This window comes from Enterococcus sp. DIV0682 (assembly GCF_051712685.1).
In the GTDB taxonomy this organism is placed as follows: domain Bacteria; phylum Bacillota; class Bacilli; order Lactobacillales; family Enterococcaceae; genus Enterococcus; species Enterococcus faecalis.
Genome location: NZ_JBIOPK010000001.1, coordinates 102,932 through 125,370, shown reverse-complemented (window position 1 = coordinate 125,370; position 22,439 = coordinate 102,932). Strand labels below are relative to the sequence as shown.

The window sequence follows — 22,439 nt, the reverse complement described above, 5'->3', positions numbered from 1 at the left end:
TGTTTAACCAATTGGTGGCGTACCTTCTGCGTTCCCAGCAATCGCTTCGATTTGAATCTGAGCACCTTTTGGTAAATCCGTCACACCAATCACTCTTCTTGCAGGCGTGCCTTCGGGGAAGTACGTTTGGTAGACGTCATCCACTGCCGCCAGCTCTTCAATCTCTTTCACAAAAATGTTCACTTTCACCAGATCAGCTAAGCTGTGATCCACACTTTCAATAATCGCTTTGATGTTTTCTAAGCATTGCGTCGTTTGTTCCTTGATTCCGCCAGCGACTAACGCATTTGTTTTAGGGTCTAATGGTAGCTGAGCTGATAGATGGTTGTAATGAGAAAAAGCAACAGTTTGTGTCGAAAATGGACACTTCGGTGCGTGATCTGTATTATTTGCTTCAATAATTAATCCATGTCGATCTTCAATCGCTTGTGGTGGCGTACCATCCCCATGAGAAACCACCGCTTCTACTTGCACCGCCGCGCCCATTGGTAAATCAGCAACAGCAATCACTGTTCGTGCTGGCATATAATTGACCGTGCGCGCAATTCCTGAATCTGGGAAAAAAGCGGCATATACTTGATTGACAGCTTCCAGCTTAGATAAATCTTTTAAATAAATGTTGACCTTCACAATATCATCAAAAGGCACATCAATACTGGTTAAAATGGCTTTTATGTTTTTCAAACATTGTTTTGTTTGCGTTTTAACACAGCCAGCCACAACTCTGCCCGTTTGAGGATCTATAGGCAATTGTGCAGACAGATTGTTATAGTGAGAAAACGCGACCGTTTGACTGGCTAGAGCATCAATTGGTGCCTGAACAGTCTGATTTGTTAATTTAATTAAATCCCCAGCTTGAGGTGCATTAGGGATAGTTCCTTCCCCATTTGAAACAAGTGCCTCCATTTGAACAGAAGCGCCTAACGGCAAATCTGCGACGGCGACCACTGTTTTAGCTGGATAATAATGGGTAAAAAAGGCCGCATAGACCTCCTCAACTGCGGCAACATCCCGCATATCTTTGACAAAAATGGTCATTCTGACAATGTCACTCATCACATGGTTGATACTTTCAACAACCGCTTGGATATTTTTCAAGCATTGTGTCGCTTGGGCCCGAATGCCACCTTCTACCAATTGTCCAGAGGTTGGCTCAATAGGTAACTGTGCTGACAAATGATTATAGTGGGAAAATGCGACTGTTTGGGCTGCGAGAGGATGCTTTGGTGCACGCTCTGTATTTCTTGCTAAGACGATATTTTCATTACTCATAACTCTACTCCCTTTTTTAGCATTCCAACAAAAATGATTCCGCTTACATTTTCAAGCGTTAAACTTCCAACAATATCCTTTTTATTTTCCTGCTTTTCTATTAATGGTGATAGCTTTCCACCACCACTTCTTTCAGTCTACAATAAGAACAGGAACATTTCAATAAGGCATTCCTAAATTGATTGTTGGCCCTCAAACAAATCTTCTTCCGTTAAAGAAGGCTGAGGTCGGGAAAGAACCGTTTAGCTCCGAGAAATAAGAAGAAATTTCCGAAAATTGCTCTTTAATTTTTGGAGAATTTCGGCTTATTTCCGAAGGAGTTGGTTCTGTTCCCGCCGTTTATCAGGTTTTGATCCTGGGACAAAAATCCAAAGTGGTTTTTGTCCCAGGATCAGTCTTTATAGATAACTCGTTAGCTTTAACTAGTTTTATTTAACCACCATATACTCACGATAATTTTCCGAGAACGTATCCATTAGCGTATAAATTCGTTCAAAATCATAGTCACGACTAGGGTCATCATACCAAACACATTGAATACTTCCAATAATTGGAAGATTTGGGCTGCCTGCTGGCACATCTGTAAATGCTTTTTTCGACATATTTGCTAAAGCATCGTCATATTGATAAATGCCAGAATCAACATTGCCAGCGACCCAATACCACGCATCATTGGTATTAAAAATTTTGTGTCCTTTTTGAACAAAGTACTCAGGTTTGGCTACGTCATATCCGCTCCAACCGGCTGTCCAATAAGAAATAATAATCTCTGGGTCAAATGTACCGAAAGAATCGTCGCTGTTGTAATAAATGCCATCATTGAAGCTCATTGGCTGCATGCCCGCATCTTTAATTATTTTAGCTAAATCATTCGCATAAGCGACAAAATCCTTGTAGCGCCCAGAAGATTGCAGTTTCGCCCAACCGCCTGTGTCGACATCATTTGCATACTCATCGCCACCAAAATTGAAAATTTCACTATGCGCGGAAAAATAAGCCACGTACTTACTGATAATCGCCTTTGTGAAATTCACTGCCTTTTGGTTCCCTAAATCTACTGTTCGTTTTGAGCCATCAAAAGCGGGATTTTTAATCGCTAGTTTTTCCATGGCCACTAACAAGGCATCCATATGTCCTGGACTGTTAATCACGGGAATGATGTTGATGTTGCGCTCTTTCGCAAAAGCCAACAACCGATCCATTTCTTTTTGCGTTAACGCGTTGCCATTAGGATCATTGTAATATGCGTTGTTGCCTCGTTGGATTGCTTTTGAAACCCGGTTGTGGTTGTATTTTTTACCATTCACATTGACCGACATATCATCCAAAATAAACCGTAAGCCATCATTTCCTAAAATTAATTGGACATCTGTGTACCCATTTTGACTGGCTTTGGCCACTAATTCTTCCAGTTGCTCCACGGAAAAATATTTTCTTCCCGCATCAATGGAAAAGACACTTTTTAAAGGTTGTGTTTGTTTCTCTTTTAAATTATCCAAAGCTGTTTGGACCTCCGTTTGCCAAGTAGTCACTTGCGCGGCTGTATACGTTTTTCCCGCAAGTTCTGTTGCGACTGTCTCTTTTGTTGTTTGTAGTGCTTGAATCGTTTCTGGTGTATAGCTTTCTGCCTTTTCAATGGCTGTAACTGCTTGATCCAACGCACGATATAAAGTGGTTAAGTCAATGGCTAACAGGCCTTTTTCTAATTCAGCATCATAGGTATTTGAAATCCCTTGGCCATAATCGCCACCTAAAATAGCTTTATTCACATCATAAAGCGTCGTTGCTTGTGTCACTGCTTCTGCGGCTTTATTTTGTGCTTCAAGGTCTGTGTTGGCGTAGCTAATTCGTTTTAAATAGTGTTGCGCAGCCGCTTGCATCTCTGCAAGAGAAACGCCTTTACTCTCTGCAATGGCCGTTTTTGTCCAAAGTAAATTAGAAGGTTTTATCTGATTTAAATCGTCTTCATTATAGGTGCGACCATCGCGATCTAAGGCATAGAGGAACATGCCCCCTAAATTATTTTCATAAGAATAACGAGCTACTTTATACATGTTACTTTCCATATACGGCTCTTTTGTGTCATACCAGCGGTTGCGATCTTGCTCTTCTGGGAAAGTTAATCCTGGAACAAATCGTTCCCCATTGAGAACCGGACTTAAATTATTTAATGCTCGTTGCGTGCGTTGGTCATCGCTACCATACTGTTGATACGCGAGAAAATCGAAACAGTCACTGACATCTTGTAAAGGTGGTAAATATTCTGCATTGGTATCATACAAAAATGGACGATCCGTTCCCGACTTCGGTCCAATGTATTTTGATAATGCACGAATGACACCATTAGATAGAACAATATCTTTTTCACTTGGACGAGTTTCCATGTCAATATCTAACCCATCAATTCCTAAATCATCGACAAATTTGGTTAACAGCTCTTTCGCATAAGCATCAAATTCTGCTTCTGTAGGCGTTGTTCCTGCATAAGGAACTTTTAATAGCTCGCTGTAATCAATCCCACGAACTAAACGAACACCTCGTGCATGTAATGCTGGCGCATACTCATTTTTTAACGTATCATAAAATGGCTGTGCAAGTGCTTCTTGTCCTTTTGGCACATAACTAAAGACATTCACAATGTCAATACCATAAGGAATATCGTGCATCGTTAGCCAATTTTCATCTGGCAATGTTGTATTAACTCCTTGCATCGTTTTGTCACGCCAAGCCCGATAATAAACCATAAAATGTTTCTCTTGGGTCGGCTCATTGGCTTGGCTGATCATTGGTTGATGAAACAGACTAAATAAGATAAACGCCAAGCCAACCAATAACGAAAGACCCAGCCAACTAACAATTGTTTCTCTGTTTTCTCCTTTTCTTGTCGATAAATTGTTCCCCACTTTGAACACCATTCCTTTCTGCACTCCGTTCATTTTTGTGTATCCACCTAAAAAAGAAAGCGCATACACAACCATCAATAGAATAACAAAAAATAACGAATTTGCAAAATAGAAACTGGAAAAATGAGGATTTTCTATAAAAATCTTTTCCCGCCTAAAATCACTTTTGTTAGACGGCGTTTAAATGTAAATTTTGAGACATGCAAGAAAAACAGGCCTATTTTTCTTGCATGTCTCCTTTACTTAGTCGTGATCAACATCGGCGATTTTCACAACAATTTTCCCTTGTGCTCGTCCTGTCAGTGAATAATCCACCGCTTCTTGAATTTGGCTAAAAGGAACGACTCGGTCAATTATCGGCTGTAATTTTCCCTGTTCAATGAACTTAGTGAGTAAGGCTAATTGCTCGCCATCTGGACGCATAAACAAAAAATGATAACTAACATCTGTGGCTTGCTCCAATCGATGAATCTTGCGGGTAGCTATTTTAAAGGCCCATTGTTTCCAAAGCGGCAAGCCATACTCTTTAGCAAAACGTTCGTTGGGAATGCCTGACAATGTAACGACTTTTCCCTGAGGTTTAACCACTGAGAAAGCTTTTTCTAAGATTGTCCCCCCCATTGTATCAAACACATAATCGTAGTCGGATAAAACTTCTTCAAAATTTTGTGTCTGATAGTCAATCACTTCATCTGCTCCCAACGCTTGAACCCATTCTTTATTTTTACTACTCGTGGTGGTGGCAACGTAAGAGTCCGCTAGTTTTGCTAATTGAATCGCAATGGTCCCAATCCCTCCTGAACCTGCTTGAATCAGGACTTTCTGGCCTGGCTGTACATTCATAATATCATGTAGCGCTTGATAACTTGTCAAACCGACTAACGGAATGGCCGCAGCTTCTTCAAACGTTAAATTTTTCGGCTTCATAGCTACAGCCGCTTGATCCACTGCAATATATTCAGCAAAAGTTCCCACGCGATTTTTGGGTACTCGCCCGTAAACTGCATCGCCCAGCCTAAAATTTTGAACATTTTTTCCAACAGAAACAACAATCCCAGCAAAATCACTGCCTAAAATCAGTGGCATTTGATAATTTAAAAGCATCTTTACTTTGCCATCTTTTGTTTTTAAATCAATCGGGTTGATACTGGCAGCGATAATTTTGACCAAAACATCGTTGTCATGAATGGTGGGTAAGGGCACCTCCTCGATTGCTAATTCTTTTTGTCCGTATTTATGAATTAAAGCGGCTTTCATCATTGAATCTTTCCTCTCTTTACTATCCTTTTTATCGGTTTAAAAGTTTAAACCTTTAATCAATTAGTATCTTAACGAAAAATGGGATCCACGTCAAGTTTCAGCCCTCAGCGTATTTTATTGACAAAAAACACGAAAAATGGTTTAATCGTTTAAAAATACGAACCAAAGAGGCGAAAGAATATGAAAGAATTAGAAGAAATTCAAACAGAATTTACTGCGCTTAGTGATTTTTTAATCGCATTGGGTGATGAAAAACGCCAAGCAATTATTATTGCACTGTTAGAAGACCAGGCCTGTGTTGGCCGTCGTGTCACTGAGTTAACAGAGGCGACACAACTCTCACGCCCCGCGGTTTCTCACCACTTAAAAATTTTGAAACAAGCCAAATTAATTGATTGTCGCAGTGAAGGAACTAAAAATTATTACTCACTTTCTCACGATACCACCAAAATTGAGCAACTCCAACAACTATTGACCCACATTACGTCGATTATGCCAGGGAGGAAGCAAGCATGAAAAAAATTCTCGTGGTCCTCACAAACGTTTCCCGTTATCACGGCACCGAAGAACCAACGGGCCTCTGGCTAGGTGAAGCCACGGAGTTCGTGGAAGAAGTAACCAAAGCAGGATTTTCAGTTGACTATGTTAGTCCCCAAGGAGGCTATGTCCCTTTGGATCCCCGGAGTATGAAATATGTAGATTCATCCATTATGGCAGTTTATGAAAGTGCTGATTTTCAAGAACGAGCGCTAGCGCATTCCCTCTCTCTTGAAGAAATTGAGCCAGATGAATATGCAGCAATTTACTTTACAGGAGGCCATGGCGTTATGTGGGACTTTCCTGATAATCCTCAGTTGCAAGCAATCACTCGTAGCCTTTACGAACAGGGCAAGTACCTAACTTCTGTTTGTCACGGAATTGCTGGCCTTTTAAATGTCAAAGATGCGTCAGGAAATTATTTGATTGCAGATAAAACCATTACTGGCTTCACTACTGCAGAAGAAATTTTAGCCATGAAAAAAGCAGTTGTTCCTTTCTTAAACGAAACAATTGCCAAAGAACATGGTGCTACTTTTGCGAAAAAGCGTCCCTATAAAGAATTTGCGTATCAAGATGGCCGTATAATCACTGGGCAAAATCCTTTTTCTGTCCGCGCTGTCGCAAGATTGTTAATTCAACAACTATCAAAATGAAACAACAGCGACTACTTTTAGGTAGTCGCTGTTGTTTCATTGCTTCTTCTTTTTTCCGAAAGCCGAAGCCCTAACATAAAAAATTTTTGATTAGCTAAAGAGTAACATCGCGCCAATTAAGATAATTAGGTTAATTAAGCCTAAGACAATCATTGGTTTGGCCATGAATTTTGTCCAAGTGGCATATTGAACTTTGGAAATTTCCAAACCACCCATTACGACACCAGATGTTGGCGTGATCAAATTAATCAAGCCACAACCTGAAGCAAAAATCATAACCATCACTTCTGGACTTAAACCAATGTTTTTAGCTAACGCACCCATTACAGGAATAGAAACGTACGCTAAACCAGAAGTTGAAGGAATTAGGAAAGATAAACCTAAGTATAAAACAAAGGCACCGATGACAAATAAGACTGGGGAGAGTCCTTGTAATAAGCCTGCCGCTTTATCAAGGATAAATGAATCTAAATACGTTTTAGACATCAAAACAGATGCCCCGCGAGCAACTACGATAATTAAAACAACGGATAACATATCTTTGGCACCGTCGATAAATGCTTCAATGGTTTCTTTTTCAGTAAAGCGACCAATCAAGGCAGCAATGATCCCTAAAAGGAAGAACCACATCGCTAAGTCGCCAAAGTACCAGTCACCGAAACTGTTGCCTGTTAAAACAGACGTCCAGCCTTTGAAAATCGTCACTCCAAAGTCGTTCCATGGAATTAAGGAAACAATCATAACGACAAAACAGAAAGCGAATACCATTAAGATTTTTTTATGACGATTCGTAAATGGCATTTCTTTCGACGCTGCTTGTCCATACGTTTTTTCCATATCCTCTTGTTCTTGTAAAGATAAAATTGTTGAACCTTTGTCCGCCTTCACTTTTTTCGCATAACGCATCACAATGAAAATAGAATAGCTGGTAGAGGCCGCCCACAAAATAGCACCGACAATTAAAATAATTCCTGTATTCGGCTGAATGCCAATACCTCGCAACGCATCCATCGCTACCCCTGTGGAGAAAGGGTTAACCGTTGAACCGATAACACCTGATCCTGCACCCAATAGCACAGTCCCCACTGCGACAAACGTATCAAAACCAGCGGCGACCATGGTGGCACTCAATAAACCATAAAAAGGAATTGTTTCTTCTGCCATTCCATAAGTCGACCCACCAATAGAAAATAAAATCATTAAAATCGGAATGATTTTCAATTCGTTCCCTTTTAACTTTTTAACGACTGATTGAATCCCTGCTTCAAGAGCCCCAGTTTGCGTCACAATATTTAAAAAGCCACCGAGTACTAAAATAAAAATATTAATTTCAATGGCATCTTTAAACCCATTGAATGGAGCCATGATAATATCCGATAATTTGGCCCCTACCACGTGGTCAACCATTTTGCCATCAATTTCTCTTGGGGTAAATGGCTGGCCATTTAGCAAGACCGTTACGATACCTAAAACAATTAAAATAATAAATAAAATACTAAAAGACGAAAGCTGTTTTTTGTTTTTCTTCTTTTTTTCTGCCATATCCTTTTATACAGGAACCTACTTTCCTGTATCTCCCTTCTCTATGATTAATTACTCAATCGATCAATAAAGAATGGCGTATCTAGAAAAGTTAAGAATTTATGACTGTAGCTAATACGGTTCATTTGGACTAATTTTTTCATAACACTGCTTGCTGTTTCCCGCGTGGTTCCACTCATTCGTGCAATGTCATTAATGGTAATTGGACAAGCAATTGCAACGCGTTCTCTGTTGTCAATTCGTTCTCCTAAATCATTTAATAACATCGCCAGTGATGTCACAATCCGTTCACATGCATCATTGGTTGTTCCTTTTTGGATTTTGATCATACTTTCTTTTAAAAGGACCGATTGTTCTTGAATCCAATGAATCAATTGCTGGGGATTATTTTGGAGAAAACGCTCAAACAGTTTAACTGGCACAAACACAACCTCAATATCCGTATAGGCAATCGCGGAGTCGTAATGAACCTCATCTTGAAACAGTCCGATTCTCGGAAAAAGAGCCTGCTTTTTCATAAAATGCAGATAGGAAAAATTACCACTGCGATCATTTTTTTCAATTTTAATGACACCCGAAACCAATAAAATCAAATGATTTCTCGGATCACCTGGATAAAAAAGGACTTGGCCTTTTTTATAGGAGCGAACGAAACTCTCGTTGCGCAATTCTGTTAGTTCTGATTCAGAAAAGTATTGAAAATCTTGATTATTTTTAGTGATTATTTTCTCTATCATCATCTTAATTCTCCTAAATACTATACTTTATTTTGTCACAACCGTTCCTACGATTTCATCGCCGCTCATACTTCCTAAGTTTTCCAAAGAAGTGATAATTGCTTGTTTATTGGGTTGGCTTTCTACAAATTGAATGGCGGCTTCAATTTTCGGTAACATACTACCTGGTGCAAAATGACCCGCTTGTTTGTATTCTTCCAACTCTGCTACAGTGACATTGGTTAATTGTTTTTCATCTGGTTTGCCATAATTAATACACACATAATCCACGCCAGTTAAAATAACTAGTGCATCCGCATCCACTAATTCTGCCAGTTTTTCAGAAGCAAAATCTTTATCGATTACTGCTTCGACACCTTTTAATTCTTGTCCTACGACAGGGATGCCACCACCACCACATGAAATGGTAATTATATCATTTTTTATTAAGGTATTAATAGTCTCAGCCTCGTGGATGTCAATTGGCTTAGGACTTGGAACGACTTTGCGCCAGCCACGTCCTGCATCTTCTTTAAAAATAGCACCTGCTTGCATTGCTTCTTTGGCTTCAGCTTCTGTTAAAAATGGACCGATCGGTTTTGTTGGATTTTTGAATGCCTCATCTGCTGGATCTACGACCACCTGTGTTAAAACAGTAGCCACTTGTTTCTTGATTCCTGCTTTGTTTAATTCTTGATTAAGCGCATTGGACAACCAGTAGCCGATACTTCCTTGTGTCATAGCAACACACGTATCTAGCGGCATCGCTGGATTTTTTTCAGAATCAGCTGCTTGTTGTTGCAATAATAGATTACCGACTTGTGGACCATTGCCATGTGAAACAATCAACCGATGCCCTTGTTTAATTAAATGAACTAAATAGGCAGATGTTTGAACTAATGCTTGCTGTTGTGCGTGTGCGCTAGCATCATTTGAAAGGATGGCATTTCCGCCTAGTGCAACGACCATTTTTTTCCCCATTACAAATCCTTCTTTCCTATCATAATAAAGAATAGGCCGCCCTTCAAAAGAATCTCTTAAAGGGCGAAACGACTATTCTTTTTTCAATGTTTTTTCAGTTGCTTCCTACACACGAGGAATGAATAAATTGCCTAAAGTAGCTGCCATGATCGCTTTAATGGAATGCATTCTGTTTTCTGCTTCTTCAAATTGACGACCATATTTACTGCGGAAGACTTCATCCGTAATTTCCATTTCAGTAATGCCAAATTTTTCAGCAACCATTTCACCGTATTGTGTTTTCGTATCATGAAAGGCTGGCAAACAGTGTAATACAATTAAATCGCCATCCATGTTTTCGGTTTTTTCTAACATAGCCATATTAATTTGATAAGGTTTCAACAGATTGACACGTTCTTCAAATTTATCTTCTTCACCCATGGACACCCAAACGTCTGTATATAACACGTTGGCTCCTTTAACGCCTTTAGCAACGTCGTCTGTAATCATTAATTCTGCACCAGATTCTTTCGCAAATTCTTTTGCGTAATTAACGACTTCATCAGAAGGGAACAATTCTTTTGGTGCACAAATGCGAACATTTACGCCTAAAATAGCACCTGTCACTAACAAGCTGTTTGCCATGTTGTTACGGCCATCGCCGACATATACTAAAGTGATTCCTTCTAAACGACCAAAGTTTTCTTTCACTGTCATAAAGTCCGCAATCATTTGTGTTGGATGCCATTGATCCGTTAAACCATTCCAAACAGGAACACCAGAATATTTCGCTAAATCTTCCACTACTTCTTGACTAAACCCACGGAACTCAATCCCGTCAAACATACTACCTAAAACAATCGCTGTATCTTCAACAGATTCTTTTTTACCTAATTGAATATCGTTGGCGCCTAAATACTCAGGATGTGCCCCTAAATCAATCGCTGCTGTAGTAAATGCAGAGCGTGTCCGTGTCGAAGTTTTTTCAAATAAAAGAGCGATATTTTTTCCTTCTAAATAGTGATGTGGAATCCCTTTTTTCTTCAATTCTTTTAAGTGAATACTGAAGTCTACCAAATACTCTAATTCTGCTCTTGTAAAATCTTTTTCTGCTAATAAACTACGTCCTTGAAATACTGAATTCATGATGATTCCTCCTATTTTGGGTGTTTTTTAAAGATCTTCACGGTAAAGTGGCATACTCATACAACGAGGGCCACCACGGCCACGTACTAGTTCACTTCCTGGAATGTAATTCAATTTCACGCCTGCTTCTTCTAGCGCTTTATTCGTAATCGTATTCCGATCGTAAACAACAACTTCCCCAGGGGCAATTGCTAATGTATTTGAACCGTCGTTCCATTGTTCACGGGCTGCTGCTGTTAAATTTCCAGCACCGCAACGGATTAATTGAACATTGTCTAAATGCAAGTATTTGCATAAAATGTTATCTAATGTATCTTTTTCTTTTGTAATTTGGATGTCTCCATCTGCTTTTTCCGTGATCGAGTAAACAACCAAACCACCTTCGATTTCTGGATGAATCGTAAATTTATCATAGTCAATCATGGTAAAAACGGTATCTAAATGCATGAATTTACGATGTTCACCGATATCAAAAGCCAAGATATTTTTGAATCCTAATTTTTGTTCAAAAATATTTCTCGCAATTTTTTCAATTGACGCGGCATCCGTTCTTTGAGAAATCCCAATGGCCACTACTTCTTTTGAAAGAATTAATTCATCGCCACCTTCAATTCTGGTTGATTCTGAACGATCATAGACTCTAGGAACCTCTTTTCCAGCAAAACGAGGATGATAATCAAAAATGTATTGCCCAAAAATGGTTTCCCGTTGTCGAGTTACTGAATACATATGATTTAAAGAAATCCCGTGCCCCATTGTCGCAAAGTTATCACGCGTGAAGTATAAGTTAGGCATTGGATCAATAATGAATGGATAATCCGCTTCAACCATATCTGTTAAAAATTCTTGCTCATATTTAGGTAATTCTTGTTTTTGAATGCCAGCAATCGCTTTTTGAATAAGTTCTTCGTTGTCGTCAATTTCTAACATTAACTCTCTAACTTTTTCTTTTGCTGATTCGCTGCGAATATTGGCTTCTTCTAAGAATTGGTCAATAAATTGTCGGCGGACCTCTTCATTAATCAACGCTTCAGCAGCTAAGTCCTCTAAATAGACCACTTCGATATCTTTTGATCGTAACAACTCTGCAAATGCATCATGTTCTGCTTGTGCTTTTTCTAAAAACGGAATATCATCAAACAACAATCTCTCCAGATAATCTGGCATTAAATTTTCTAATTCCTTACCTGGACGATGTAACATCACTGTTTTCAATTTCCCGATTTCAGAAAATACATTAATTGGATGACTCATGTGAAATAACCTCCTCAACTTAATTACAAACACAGAATAACAGACCTGATTAACCTAGGACGTGAGCCATTTGCCAAACAAAATACCAAATATACAACGGTATTCTTTCTTATGCATATTTCTAGCCTAAAAGAATGCGCTTTCATAGATATTCTAAAAAAATAATGCATAATTAAATAAAAAAAAATGCATTTATTCAAAAAAAATTATTTCTCCACACACTTCATAAAGTTATAATCTTATAGAGGTAAAAGGAAGTGAGCCAGAAGTCAAAACGACTTCTGGCTCACTTCCTTTTATGCGTTACTTTTTGACAAAGGTGTTGGCTGAATAAATTGTTGAAAATACTGCTCTAGTTCTTGTGCTTTTTCTTCGGATGATGAAACAATAATAACAGTGTCGAAGCCAGCGACAGAACATTTCTTTTCACACAAAGACACTTCATCAAGTACAGCTGAAAACAATGTTGCGTTGTCTGGTAATGTATGAACCACTAGTAAAAAGGCGACACGTTCAACTTTGGTCACTACCTCACGAATTGCTTGTATCAACTGTTCTTTTTTTCGTTCTTCTAAAGAAGTGAATTGTTCAAAAATCGTTAACCGCATCTCGCCAGACTCATCTAATGCTTTGACGACTTTTAATTCCCATAAATCCCGTGAAATCGTTGCTTGTGCGACATTTATCTCGCGCTTTTTTAATTCTCTTAACAACTCATTTTGACTATGAATTACGGTTGTTTGAATGATTTCTTTAATCAAACTTTGGCGTGTTTGCTTATTCACAAATAACACCCTTCCTCCAGACATTTACAAAGCAATACTAGCAGAATCTCTCTAATTAGAATAGAAAAAGGGTCGTTTAGCTAAAAGGTTCTCATTGATTTTGTCGGATATTTCGCATTTAAAAAAGTGAGACTTGCACAATTTAGTAAAACGTTGTACAGTGATTTTAGGGAATTACTGGCACCGTTTTAAATAACAGCAATGATGTTTTTTTGCATGATTAACTGAACTGGAGGAAAGTAATGAACCGATTAAAACGCCAAACGATGATTAAGCGATTGGTCACAGAAAATGAAATCCATACACAAAGTGAATTACTAGCATTATTGGAAAAAGAAAATATTCACACCACACAAGCAACTATTTCTCGTGACATTCGTGAGCTGAATTTAAACAAAGTAGACAATGGTCAAGGAGAAGCCTATTATCGTATCTTGAATAATTCTGCCCTTCGTCCAAAATATAAAACAGATGAAGAACGTCTTGTTGACATTATTATTGAAACTGGTGTTTCTTTAACACAAATAGAGTTCACAAATCTTTTAACCGTCTTACCTGGCAACGGGCAAGCCATTGGGGTTTTAATTGATCGCATACGTATCCACAACCCTCATATCTTGGGCTGCATCGCTGGGGATGATACTATCTTAATTCTTTCAAAAAATAAAGAAGATGCCCTTGAAGTTAACAACTATTTCCAGCAGTATTTGTACCACCCATAATTCATCACTTAGTAAAATCGACTATTTTTTGACATCATTGCTATTTTTATTAAAGATAAATAAAAAACTAAAACAAAAGTATTTAGCCACTTATCTTAATTTTTAAAAAGTGAGGCCGTAGTCATTCTGACTATGTCCTCACTTTCTTTACTACGCTTAGGTATTACGTAATTCAAATGACCCGATTTCAGATAAAGGTTCTCCATAGGCGTTAATTTCATTCAACTGAATTTTGTAAATGGCTCCTGATTTATCCAAAGCACTCAAACTAAACCTAAAATTAATTTCTCCAGTCAATGGGTCATATGATTCTAATTCAATCAATTGCTCTTGTTTTACACTATCTTTATAAACGGTCACAGCTGGTCGACTGTTTGCCCTTAATGGTGCTGTGAATGTTACATCGGTTTGCAAAGCATCACTGATTGCTTGAACATCCTTAACATTTGTCACTTTACTAATAGTCGGAGATGCTGTTTCCGTTAGCGGCTTAGAGGTAAGGTTAAACGACCAATCCCCTTCATATTCCAATGCATTATCTACAGTAAAAGAAGCTTCAAGACCTTCCGCTGGTGCATTGGCCATCGCCGTATTAAATTCATCTTTATCTTGCCAATCAAATCGTTTAATTTTCAAAGTTAATTCTGCATCCTCAGGGATAACATCTTTTGTAAATACTGAGATAACTGAACCATAAAACATTTCTCCCTCAACTCGAAAAGTAGATTCTGTGAACACCCCACCATAAATATCTTCATCACTACCATTTGCATACAAACTAAGTTCAATAAACTGATGATTATCCTTGGCTTGAATATTTTTTTCCAATAATTTTTTCAATTTATCATCAGTAATTTTAAATTGATAATCAAAAGCCAGCTTTGTTTTTGTCGTGACAAATTTAGTTAGTGTAATTTCTAAATCATTGGATGTACTAACTAAATGTAAATCAGCGGCTAACTGATTTTCTTCTGCTACATTAACACCAGGATCTTCATTAATCCCGAATGCTTGTTTAATAGCTAAATTCATTTGTGGATTAAAACTTAAAAATAACGTAAGTGATGCTATCGCTGTCAGCACTATAAACCATCCTTTTTGTAGACTTGAAACGATTCGTTCTTGTTTAATTTCATGCTTTAAAATCTTTGCTCTATTGCTCTTCAAAGCTTGTTCTACTTCTTCTGGAATCTCCTGCTCTTCACAGATAGTAGTTAAATTCTTCTGGTCCATATTATTCTCCTTCCAATAGAATTTTTAGACGCTGACGACCACGTGCTAATCTTGTTTTTACCGTATTTTCCGACATATCTAGCTGTTGGGCTATTTCACGAATGTTGAACCCCGAATAATAGTGTAAAATCAATGGGATTTTATATCTATCAGGCAATTCTGTGAATACTTCTTTCAACTCAATTGTATCAATAGTCTGTTTTTCAGTGACCCAATAACTTTCCTCTAACTGAATTGTTTCAATTCGTTTTTTTAAGATATCCTTTGCGCAATTAATCATGATTCTAAACAACCAACTATTAAATGTCTCTTCCTTGCGCAACTTTCTAATTTGTTTCCACGCACGTATTTCCGTTTCTTGTAAACAATCAATAACATCTTGGTTATTTTTCAGTAATTTATATGCAGAATTATACGTTACAACCTGATACATCTCACATAACTGAATAAATGCTTGGGCATCGCCTTTTTTCGCTTTCTTAACTAAGCGAACATGAGCTGACTCTCTCATTTAATCTTCAACCCCTCCTTTACTTATTAGACATCTATTTTTGGAAAAAGGTTTCATACTTTGAATGACTTTTTGATAAAACTTTAATTAGAGAAAAAAAGACAGTCTAGACCGTCTTTTTTTCTAATTAAGATTATTTAGTAAATAAAGTAACGGCTGCCATTAATTGGATTCCAAGTAGCAAAATAACCAATTAAAGGACTACCGCGAAAACTTGATGAATAATAAACAAAATTATTACTAATAGGCACAAATCTGTTATACATTCCATCAAAAAATGTAAATGTATCACGATAAGCTCTTACACCAAAATAAGGATTTCTTCGTACGTTATGAAACGAAAATCTTTGTCCACTAAATCTCCAACCACTTCCAGAAAATGGAGAAGACTGATACGGTGTAGGAAAGTTATCTAAATAAATCGGTCTCTTATTGTGGGGAGGAGACATTCCTCGGACAAGATTAGATACTTTGGGAACTTCTAGTGCTTCCATCGTTTCTGGATTAGTAGACTTAGTTTCATTAAAAGCCTTTATTTGAACCTCTTCAAGTACTTCTTGATTAACAGATTCTTCAGTTGCTTCTTCAATGAACTCAATGTATTCTAAAGACCGTTCTTGCCCCATCACTTCATTTGATATAGGATTATAGATACTACCTTCACCTGCTTCTACATGCTCTTTCATACTCTCAAAAGTCGCAGCACTTACAGTCTCTTCCCTAACTAACCAACCAACAAAAGTCCCAAATAGTAAAAATACAATTGCTCTTTTTTTCATTTAAATCCTCCTTTTAAAAAAACGCTTTCTTTTAGACCTAATTATACACCGTGTTTTTTATCTTGTACACACTAAAAATTAATATTTTTATAATATAACAATTTATTTTATAATAAAAAACACGCAAGGTTGTGAATCTTGTAAAAATCAACTATAATCAAAATTAATAACTGAAAAAATAAATTTTGTTAAATGTTTAAATAAATTGAAAGAAAGGGTTTCTTATGACTGAACAATTCATACTCACTTCAAACGATCAACAAACTCAGCTCAATGTACGTCATTGGCCCTGTCCTTCACCCAAAGCCGTAGTTCAATTGATTCACGGCATGGCAGAGCATATCCAACGTTATGATGAATTTGCTCTTTTTTTAAATCAATTAGGGTTTGCCGTAATTGGGCATGATCATCTAGGTCATGGCGAATCTGTACAACCAAGCGCACCGATCTATGGTTTTTTTGGAGAACAAGGGCCTGAAAATGTCGTTACAGATATTCATCAAGTGAAACAATGGGCTGTGAATCGCTATCCACAATTGCCCTATTTTATGATGGGTCACAGCATGGGGTCTTTCGCCTTGCGCAACTATCTGCAAGACTATCCTGTGACTATGCAAGGAGTCATTTTCATGGGCACTGGAACAAGTCCGTTACCTTTAACCGCAGCATTGCCTTTTATTAAAAAAATGGCCGAGAAACAGCCGAAAAAACCAGCTCCGTTCATTGATAAGCTGGCATTTGGTTCTTTTAGCAAAAAATTTCCTGAAGCAAGTTCCTTTAATTGGCTTTCTAAAAATCAAGCCAATGTGGCTGACTATGAAAATGACCCATTAATGGGCTTCGTATTTACCAATAATGGTTTTGCTACCCTTTTTTCGCTTGTTAAACGAGCCAATCAAAGGAATTGGTACCAAGCGATCCCAAAAGAATTGCCTATTTTAATCATTAGTGGCGCTGAAGACCCAGTTGGTGATTTCAGCAAGGGGCCAGCGAAAATTCAAAAGCAATTAAAGCATGCAGGTTTTCAGCACGTGACGTTACGACTATTTCCCACATTGCGTCATGAAATTTTATTAGAAACGGAAAAAGCAACAGTTTTTCAAGAAATTGGGCATTGGTTAACGGATTTAACGAATTAAAAAAGAAGGTTGATGTTGTGACATCAACCTTCTTTTTTAATCTATTTTCGTTAAACCACCCATATAAGGACGTAGAACTTCTGGAATCGTTACGGTGCCATCTTCATTTTGATAATTTTCCAAAATGGCAGCCACTGTTCGACCAACAGCAAGTCCTGACCCATTAAGAGTATGGGCATATTGAACTTGACCCGTTTTATCACGATAACGAATCAACGCCCGACGTGCTTGGAAGTCTTCACAGTTTGAACAAGAACTAATTTCTCGATACGTTTTCTGTGCCGGAATCCAAACTTCTAAATCATAGGTTTTCGCTGCCGAGAAGCCCATGTCACCTGTCGAAAGAGTAATCACTCGATAAGGGAGACCCAATTTTTCTAAAATGTCTCCAGCATTGTTGGTCATTTTTTCTAATTCTTCATAGGAGTGTTCTGCATCACTAAATTTAACCATTTCTACTTTATGGAACTGGTGTAAACGAATTAATCCTCGGGTATCACGACCTGCACTACCCGCTTCCGAGCGAAAAGAAGGACTTAAAGCAGTAAAATAAATCGGTAACTCTTGCGCATCTAAAATTTCATTATTATAGTAGTTAGTTAATGGGACTTCCGCTGTGGGGATCAGCGTCAAATCACTTTCTGCAACTTGGAAAACATCTTCTTTGAACTTAGGAAACTGACCGGTGCCAAACATTGCTTTGCTATTGACCAAATAAGGAGGAATCACCTCGGTATACCCATGTTCATTAACATGTTGATCTAACATAAAATTATAGACCGCTCGTTCTAAACGAGCCCCTAAGCCTTTGTAATAAAGAAAACGGCTACCAGATACTTTCGCGCCTCTTTCAAAATCTAAAATTCCTAAGGCTTCACCGATTTTCCAATGTGGTTTTGGTTCAAATGAAAAAGTTTTCGGCGTACTCCACCGCCGAACTTCTACGTTGGCGGCTTCGTCTGCGCCAACAGGCACGCTCTCATGAGGTAAGTTAGGCAGACGTTCTGCAATTGCTGTGCATTGTTCTTGCAAATGAACAACTTCTTGGTCTAAAACTTTAATTTGCTCGCTAACTTCTTGCATATTTAGCAACTGTTGTGAAGCATCTTTTTGTGCACGCTTTAATTGTGCAATTTCTCCTGATACCTGATTACGGTGTTTTTTCAGTTCTTCAACTTTAACAAGTAACGCTCTCCGCTCTTCATCTAAAGCCAAAAAGCGTAATAAAACTTCCTCGTCCACACCACGTGTTTTTAACTTTTTCTGTACCACTTCTACATTTTGGCGAATTTTTTTCATATCCAGCATCTTATTTCCCTCTTCATGATTAAATTTTAAACAATGGTGAATTTTACTTTTTCAAAAATTTCATTCTTCATTCGTTGGCCAGTCGCTGTGCCAGCTAAGCCACCTAAACCCGTTTCTCTCAATTCTCGTGGTAATTGACGGCCGACTTTATTCATGGCTTCCACCACTTCATCTGCTGGTATTTTATTTACAATTCCAGCTAAAGCCATATCTGCAGCGATTAACGCATTGCCTGCACCTACTGTATTTCGTTTGACACAAGGAATTTCGACTAACCCAGCCACTGGGTCACAAACTAAACCTAATAAATTCCCTAAAGCCATAGCAAAAGCTTCAGAAGATTGGCGTGGTGTTCCGCCAGCCGCTTCAACAGCTGCAGCGGCGGCCATCGCTGAAGCACTGCCTACTTCGGCTTGACATCCACCAACAGCACCAGCAATCATCGCATTGTTGGCTGTGACCATCCCAAATAAAGAACTGGTAAACAAGAAACGAATTTGTTGATCACGCGTTAAATTCAAGGTATTTTTAATCGCTGTTAAAACCCCTGGTAAGGTGCCACTTGCACCAGCGGTTGGCGTTGCGCAAACAACGCCCATTGCTGCATTGACTTCATTCGTACCTAGTGCGGCTTGAACTGCAGACATCATTAAATCACCTGATAACGTTTTGCCAGCTGCGCGGTATTTTTTTAAACGAGCCGCATCACCGCCCGTTAACCCAGTAGGAGAAAAAACGCCTGCTCCTTCTTGCGAGCGTTTGACAGCAGCATCCATGACATCCAAATTTTGACCCATCTGTGTCCAAATTTCTTCATAGCTTTTTTGGCTACGCTCCATTTCTTGCTCAATCATCAAATCAGAGATTTTTTTTCCTGTTTTTTCAGCTTTATCGATAAATTCTTCAATCGAAAGGTACATATGTCAAACTCCTATCATAATAAGATTATTTTCGATGTGTCATCTAGTGAAAACAGTTGTTCTTTCACCGAGGAAATTGGTGCCGAATCTAAGTCAAAGATGAATAAAATTTGATTCCCTTCCACATAACGAGACACCGCATTCACTTGAATATTATTTTTTTGTAACGTATCTTTAAAAGCTTGCATCGCCTGCTCTTCTTGATTAATGACTAACAAAATAGGTAAAGGACCATGTAGTTGTACATTGAAACCGTCTAATTCAATGTATTTCACCTCGATAGTACCGCCACCTACAGAAATTCCTGTTAAATGGATTTCGTGCGTTGCATCACTGAGTGTCACACATGCTGTATTAGCATGCTTCACTGGACTTTCTTCACTCATTTCTAAAAATTGAATCTCGATTCCTTGTTCTTCCGCAAGTTCAATGGATTGTGTTACGTTGGCATCATCTGCTGCTAGTCCAAGAATTCCACCAATAATTGCAAAATCAGTCCCATGTCCTTTATGCGTGTCTGCAAAAGATTCATAGTATTTAATCACAATTTTTTCTGGCGTTCCGCCGAATAACTTTCTTGCCGCTAAGCCAATTGCTAAGGCCCCAGCTGTATGCGAACTAGAAGGACCAATCATAATAGGACCGATAATGTCAAAACAACTTTTGTAGTTCATTACTTTGTTCACTTTTTTAGGTTTATTGATGGCCATAGCTGTGTTCATACGTAACTCCTCCTTTGGTTTTTACTGCTTCTTTTTCTTTTTCACTGGTTACTTCCGTCGTTCCTTCAAATTCTGGTGTATTATCCACCGCTTCAATTCTATAACGTTTAAAGACCAGCGCACCTAAAAATCCAAACATCAGACTGACCACTGTGATAATCGCTACTGCTAGTAAAGTCGTTTGAATGGCATTGTTACCTAATGTCACAAGTAAACCAGCCCACGGTGTTGCCATTCCTGTCACAGGTACTTTTAAGCCAAAGAAAGTCACTACAATACCACTAACCATTCCTGAAAATAAATTCGTTGCGTAAATAGGTATTGGATTGGAGCTGATGATATCGACTTGTGTTAATGGCTCAATTGCCACAGCTAACGGAGTTGAAGCTGTGCCTAGTTTTAACTTTTTAAATAGCGCCGCATTGACAATGGAACTGCCGTAACAAGTCAACGCACCGACAGCCATTGGTACACCAGTCAAACCAATCAAGGCAGTTAAAACCATTGAACTTAACGGTGTCATACCAACAATCGGGATAATAGCACCTAAAATTGCGCCCATCACATATGGATTGCCATCTACTGCACTTAAAATCGTGCCCCCAATAACTTCTAGGACACCTAATACAACGGGTTGAATAAAACCAGCAACTAACGAAGCAGCGACTGGAATGACTAAAATAACGACTAATAAGTCAATCCCTTCTGGAATACGTTTTTGCATCTGCTCAACAACAAAAGATAAAAGATACGCGGTAATAAAAGCTGGTAACAAGCTGACTTTAATCAATGACAGACCTAAAATAATTGAAAAAACTGGACTAATCCCGAAAGCCAGCGGCACAAGAGCTCCAGCTGCTAAACCACCTAGACTACCCATAGTTTCACCAATTTGCGACACATAATCTAAATGAAAAACGCCGCCTACTGCATACCGCAAAAATGCCTCTGGTAGAAAGGTGGCACAAGCTGCACCAGACAAAGCACTTAAAGATTTTTTCCCTCGCGGTGCTTTAAAAGAGAATAGGGACATGCCACATAAAACTAAGACTAACATCAAGACTCCTGATAACGTTTTCATTTCTTTGCCTCCAACTATATTTTTTTATAACGGATGGTACTCCTGAATAAAATTTTTATTGCTCAACAAGTGAAAGAATGAACGAGCATTCCGATGAACTAAAGTACAATGAGTAACAAAAATTTCATTCCACATTCAGAGTATACGACTAAACAAAAGTTTAGTCAATGTATTTTTTTAACGTAAAGAATCTTATTGCTTTTCCATTAAAAAAGTATTACACTAAAATTAATTTCAGTGTAGGGGAGGATATCACTTGGAGTCATATTTACGTTTAAGTGAAGTAGATAAACAAATCTTACATTCACATGCCTTAATGCTTGATGGATTAGGGAACTTCTTTGGTAGTACCCATGAAGTCATTCTTCATAGTTTAGAAAATTTGGAAAGTTCAGCTATCAAAGTCATCAATGGCCATTTCAGTAACCGCAAGGAAGGTGCCCCCATTACTGATATGGCGTTAAAAATGTTAAGTCAAGTAGAGTCGGAACATGATTACGCTGTGAAACCCTACTACAATAAAAATCAAAAAGGGGTTATTTTAAAATCTTCCACCATTCCAGTTATCGGTGAAAATGATCGTATTATTGGATTGATCTGTATCAATATGCATTTAGAAATGCCATTAATTGATTACTTGCAAGACTTATTACCTTCAGGACAACAAAATGATATGTCCCAAGAGCTTAAAAATTCTGAACATTTTTCTGACAATATTGACGAATTAATCACTACTTCACTGACAAAAGTAAAACAAGCAGTAGAAAGCGATCCAAATGTATCACATTTGAATCAAAATAAAGAAATTGTTATTCGTTTATATGATCAAGGAATTTTTAATCTCAAAGATTCTGTCATAAAGATTGCCGATCGATTAGGTATTTCAAAAAATACCATCTATTTACATATCCGCAATCATAAAAAAGAAGAAGCTTAAACCATCAAAGCCACCAACGCTAGTTAGCGTTGGTGGCTTTGATCACTTCTCTTCTA

At 38.2% G+C, this 22,439-nt stretch carries 21 protein-coding genes; 5 read left to right on the top strand and 16 right to left on the bottom strand.

Annotation, left to right across the window (positions count from 1 at the left end; genetic code table 11):
• Nucleotides 1-3: 3 nt before the first annotated feature.
• The 3 genes from IGK96_RS00545 to IGK96_RS00535 all read right to left on the bottom strand — a co-directional run bounded on the left by IGK96_RS00545 (nucleotide 4) and on the right by IGK96_RS00535 (nucleotide 5,435).
• A complete protein-coding gene (locus IGK96_RS00545; RefSeq protein ID WP_016630579.1) occupies nucleotides 4-1,272 on the bottom strand; it encodes a RidA family protein in 1,269 nt (422 codons plus the stop codon).
• A 428-nt stretch (nucleotides 1,273-1,700) separates the two neighbouring features.
• Nucleotides 1,701-4,208 carry an EndoS/ChiA family endoglycosidase gene (locus IGK96_RS00540; protein ID WP_085443262.1) on the bottom strand — a complete coding sequence of 836 codons (2,508 nt, stop codon included), beginning with the start codon at nucleotides 4,206-4,208 and terminating at the stop codon, nucleotides 1,701-1,703.
• Between the two features lie 210 nt (nucleotides 4,209-4,418).
• Nucleotides 4,419-5,435 carry an NADP-dependent oxidoreductase gene (locus IGK96_RS00535; protein WP_033625242.1) on the bottom strand — a complete coding sequence of 339 codons (1,017 nt, stop codon included), beginning with the start codon at nucleotides 5,433-5,435 and terminating at the stop codon, nucleotides 4,419-4,421.
• A gap of 180 nt (nucleotides 5,436-5,615) precedes the next feature.
• Between IGK96_RS00535 and IGK96_RS00530 the strand changes: the two genes are divergently transcribed.
• Together IGK96_RS00530 and IGK96_RS00525 are read left to right on the top strand one after the other, a co-directional pair.
• Nucleotides 5,616-5,951, top strand: coding sequence for an ArsR/SmtB family transcription factor (locus tag IGK96_RS00530; protein WP_002356136.1), 336 nt, complete (start codon nucleotides 5,616-5,618; stop codon nucleotides 5,949-5,951).
• Nucleotides 5,948-6,628, top strand: a complete 681-nt coding sequence (locus IGK96_RS00525) for a type 1 glutamine amidotransferase domain-containing protein (RefSeq protein ID WP_002359260.1) — start codon at nucleotides 5,948-5,950, stop codon at nucleotides 6,626-6,628. The genes IGK96_RS00530 and IGK96_RS00525 overlap by 4 nt, the downstream gene beginning before the upstream one ends.
• Before the next feature lie 90 nt (nucleotides 6,629-6,718).
• Here the strand turns inward: IGK96_RS00525 and IGK96_RS00520 are convergent, their stop codons facing one another.
• From IGK96_RS00520 to IGK96_RS00495, 6 genes are all read right to left on the bottom strand, one after another.
• Nucleotides 6,719-8,170: a YfcC family protein gene (locus IGK96_RS00520; protein ID WP_002383451.1), complete on the bottom strand. Its 1,452-nt coding sequence runs from the start codon at nucleotides 8,168-8,170 to the stop codon at nucleotides 6,719-6,721.
• Nucleotides 8,171-8,217: 47 nt separating this feature from the next.
• Nucleotides 8,218-8,910 carry a Crp/Fnr family transcriptional regulator gene (locus tag IGK96_RS00515; RefSeq protein WP_002363490.1) on the bottom strand — a complete coding sequence of 231 codons (693 nt, stop codon included), beginning with the start codon at nucleotides 8,908-8,910 and terminating at the stop codon, nucleotides 8,218-8,220.
• Nucleotides 8,911-8,934: 24 nt separating this feature from the next.
• A complete protein-coding gene (gene arcC, locus IGK96_RS00510; RefSeq protein ID WP_002356132.1) occupies nucleotides 8,935-9,867 on the bottom strand; it encodes a carbamate kinase in 933 nt (310 codons plus the stop codon).
• 105 nt (nucleotides 9,868-9,972) lie between these two features.
• A complete protein-coding gene (argF, locus tag IGK96_RS00505) occupies nucleotides 9,973-10,995 on the bottom strand; it encodes an ornithine carbamoyltransferase (RefSeq protein WP_160747730.1) in 1,023 nt (340 codons plus the stop codon).
• Between the two features lie 24 nt (nucleotides 10,996-11,019).
• Nucleotides 11,020-12,246 carry an arginine deiminase gene (gene arcA, locus IGK96_RS00500; protein WP_002356129.1) on the bottom strand — a complete coding sequence of 409 codons (1,227 nt, stop codon included), beginning with the start codon at nucleotides 12,244-12,246 and terminating at the stop codon, nucleotides 11,020-11,022.
• A gap of 296 nt (nucleotides 12,247-12,542) precedes the next feature.
• Entirely contained in the window at nucleotides 12,543-13,055 is a 513-nt protein-coding gene (locus tag IGK96_RS00495) for an arginine repressor (protein ID WP_002387472.1), read from the bottom strand.
• A gap of 218 nt (nucleotides 13,056-13,273) precedes the next feature.
• On the opposite strand from IGK96_RS00495, the gene IGK96_RS00490 reads away from it, so the two are divergent.
• Entirely contained in the window at nucleotides 13,274-13,753 is a 480-nt protein-coding gene (locus tag IGK96_RS00490; protein ID WP_002356125.1) for an arginine repressor, read from the top strand.
• A gap of 156 nt (nucleotides 13,754-13,909) precedes the next feature.
• Here IGK96_RS00490 and IGK96_RS00485 read toward each other — a convergent pair whose 3' ends face one another.
• The 3 genes from IGK96_RS00485 to IGK96_RS00475 form a co-directional block, all read right to left on the bottom strand.
• On the bottom strand, nucleotides 13,910-14,986 hold the full coding sequence (locus IGK96_RS00485) for a hypothetical protein (RefSeq protein ID WP_010707956.1): 1,077 nt from the start codon (nucleotides 14,984-14,986) through the stop codon (nucleotides 13,910-13,912).
• A gap of 1 nt (nucleotide 14,987) precedes the next feature.
• Complete coding sequence (locus IGK96_RS00480; RefSeq protein WP_010707955.1) at nucleotides 14,988-15,497, bottom strand: RNA polymerase sigma factor; 510 nt, start codon at nucleotides 15,495-15,497, stop codon at nucleotides 14,988-14,990.
• A gap of 137 nt (nucleotides 15,498-15,634) precedes the next feature.
• Nucleotides 15,635-16,276 (bottom strand): hypothetical protein, encoded by a 642-nt coding sequence (locus IGK96_RS00475; protein WP_010707954.1) that lies wholly within the window; start codon nucleotides 16,274-16,276, stop codon nucleotides 15,635-15,637.
• 224 nt (nucleotides 16,277-16,500) lie between these two features.
• On the opposite strand from IGK96_RS00475, the gene IGK96_RS00470 reads away from it, so the two are divergent.
• Nucleotides 16,501-17,415 carry an alpha/beta hydrolase gene (locus IGK96_RS00470; protein WP_010707953.1) on the top strand — a complete coding sequence of 305 codons (915 nt, stop codon included), beginning with the start codon at nucleotides 16,501-16,503 and terminating at the stop codon, nucleotides 17,413-17,415.
• A gap of 36 nt (nucleotides 17,416-17,451) precedes the next feature.
• On the opposite strand, the gene serS is transcribed toward IGK96_RS00470, so the two are convergent.
• From serS to IGK96_RS00450, 4 genes are read right to left on the bottom strand one after another with little or no spacing between them, the layout of a single operon-like run.
• Entirely contained in the window at nucleotides 17,452-18,723 is a 1,272-nt protein-coding gene (gene serS / locus IGK96_RS00465) for a serine--tRNA ligase (RefSeq protein WP_085443344.1), read from the bottom strand.
• Between the two features lie 26 nt (nucleotides 18,724-18,749).
• Nucleotides 18,750-19,643, bottom strand: a complete 894-nt coding sequence (gene sdaAA, locus IGK96_RS00460) for an L-serine ammonia-lyase, iron-sulfur-dependent, subunit alpha (RefSeq protein WP_002356122.1) — start codon at nucleotides 19,641-19,643, stop codon at nucleotides 18,750-18,752.
• Between the two features lie 14 nt (nucleotides 19,644-19,657).
• Nucleotides 19,658-20,353 (bottom strand): L-serine ammonia-lyase, iron-sulfur-dependent subunit beta, encoded by a 696-nt coding sequence (gene sdaAB, locus IGK96_RS00455; RefSeq protein ID WP_002387470.1) that lies wholly within the window; start codon nucleotides 20,351-20,353, stop codon nucleotides 19,658-19,660.
• The gene (locus IGK96_RS00450; protein ID WP_010823362.1) at nucleotides 20,340-21,446 is read right to left on the bottom strand and encodes a PTS sugar transporter subunit IIC; all 1,107 of its coding nucleotides are present in this window, start codon (nucleotides 21,444-21,446) and stop codon (nucleotides 20,340-20,342) included. Before IGK96_RS00450 ends, sdaAB begins: the two co-directional genes overlap by 14 nt.
• Before the next feature lie 316 nt (nucleotides 21,447-21,762).
• On the opposite strand from IGK96_RS00450, the gene IGK96_RS00445 reads away from it, so the two are divergent.
• Complete coding sequence (locus IGK96_RS00445; RefSeq protein WP_002383467.1) at nucleotides 21,763-22,383, top strand: helix-turn-helix transcriptional regulator; 621 nt, start codon at nucleotides 21,763-21,765, stop codon at nucleotides 22,381-22,383.
• Nucleotides 22,384-22,439: the final 56 nt, after the last annotated feature.

Coding starts and splice junctions, on each gene's coding strand:
- IGK96_RS00545 (WP_016630579.1), bottom strand. CDS start 1,272: ATGAGTAATGAAAATATCGTCTTAGCAAGAAATACAGAGCGTGCACCA.
- IGK96_RS00540 (WP_085443262.1), bottom strand. CDS start 4,208: ATGAACGGAGTGCAGAAAGGAATGGTGTTCAAAGTGGGGAACAATTTA.
- IGK96_RS00535 (WP_033625242.1), bottom strand. CDS start 5,435: ATGATGAAAGCCGCTTTAATTCATAAATACGGACAAAAAGAATTAGCA.
- IGK96_RS00530 (WP_002356136.1), top strand. CDS start 5,616: ATGAAAGAATTAGAAGAAATTCAAACAGAATTTACTGCGCTTAGTGAT.
- IGK96_RS00525 (WP_002359260.1), top strand. CDS start 5,948: ATGAAAAAAATTCTCGTGGTCCTCACAAACGTTTCCCGTTATCACGGC.
- IGK96_RS00520 (WP_002383451.1), bottom strand. CDS start 8,170: ATGGCAGAAAAAAAGAAGAAAAACAAAAAACAGCTTTCGTCTTTTAGT.
- IGK96_RS00515 (WP_002363490.1), bottom strand. CDS start 8,910: ATGATGATAGAGAAAATAATCACTAAAAATAATCAAGATTTTCAATAC.
- arcC (WP_002356132.1), bottom strand. CDS start 9,867: ATGGGGAAAAAAATGGTCGTTGCACTAGGCGGAAATGCCATCCTTTCA.
- arcA (WP_002356129.1), bottom strand. CDS start 12,246: ATGAGTCATCCAATTAATGTATTTTCTGAAATCGGGAAATTGAAAACA.
- IGK96_RS00495 (WP_002387472.1), bottom strand. CDS start 13,055: ATGTCTGGAGGAAGGGTGTTATTTGTGAATAAGCAAACACGCCAAAGT.
- IGK96_RS00490 (WP_002356125.1), top strand. CDS start 13,274: ATGAACCGATTAAAACGCCAAACGATGATTAAGCGATTGGTCACAGAA.
- IGK96_RS00485 (WP_010707956.1), bottom strand. CDS start 14,986: ATGGACCAGAAGAATTTAACTACTATCTGTGAAGAGCAGGAGATTCCA.
- IGK96_RS00480 (WP_010707955.1), bottom strand. CDS start 15,497: ATGAGAGAGTCAGCTCATGTTCGCTTAGTTAAGAAAGCGAAAAAAGGC.
- IGK96_RS00475 (WP_010707954.1), bottom strand. CDS start 16,276: ATGAAAAAAAGAGCAATTGTATTTTTACTATTTGGGACTTTTGTTGGT.
- IGK96_RS00470 (WP_010707953.1), top strand. CDS start 16,501: ATGACTGAACAATTCATACTCACTTCAAACGATCAACAAACTCAGCTC.
- serS (WP_085443344.1), bottom strand. CDS start 18,723: ATGCTGGATATGAAAAAAATTCGCCAAAATGTAGAAGTGGTACAGAAA.
- sdaAA (WP_002356122.1), bottom strand. CDS start 19,643: ATGTACCTTTCGATTGAAGAATTTATCGATAAAGCTGAAAAAACAGGA.
- sdaAB (WP_002387470.1), bottom strand. CDS start 20,353: ATGGCCATCAATAAACCTAAAAAAGTGAACAAAGTAATGAACTACAAA.
- IGK96_RS00450 (WP_010823362.1), bottom strand. CDS start 21,446: ATGAAAACGTTATCAGGAGTCTTGATGTTAGTCTTAGTTTTATGTGGC.
- IGK96_RS00445 (WP_002383467.1), top strand. CDS start 21,763: ATGCTTGATGGATTAGGGAACTTCTTTGGTAGTACCCATGAAGTCATT.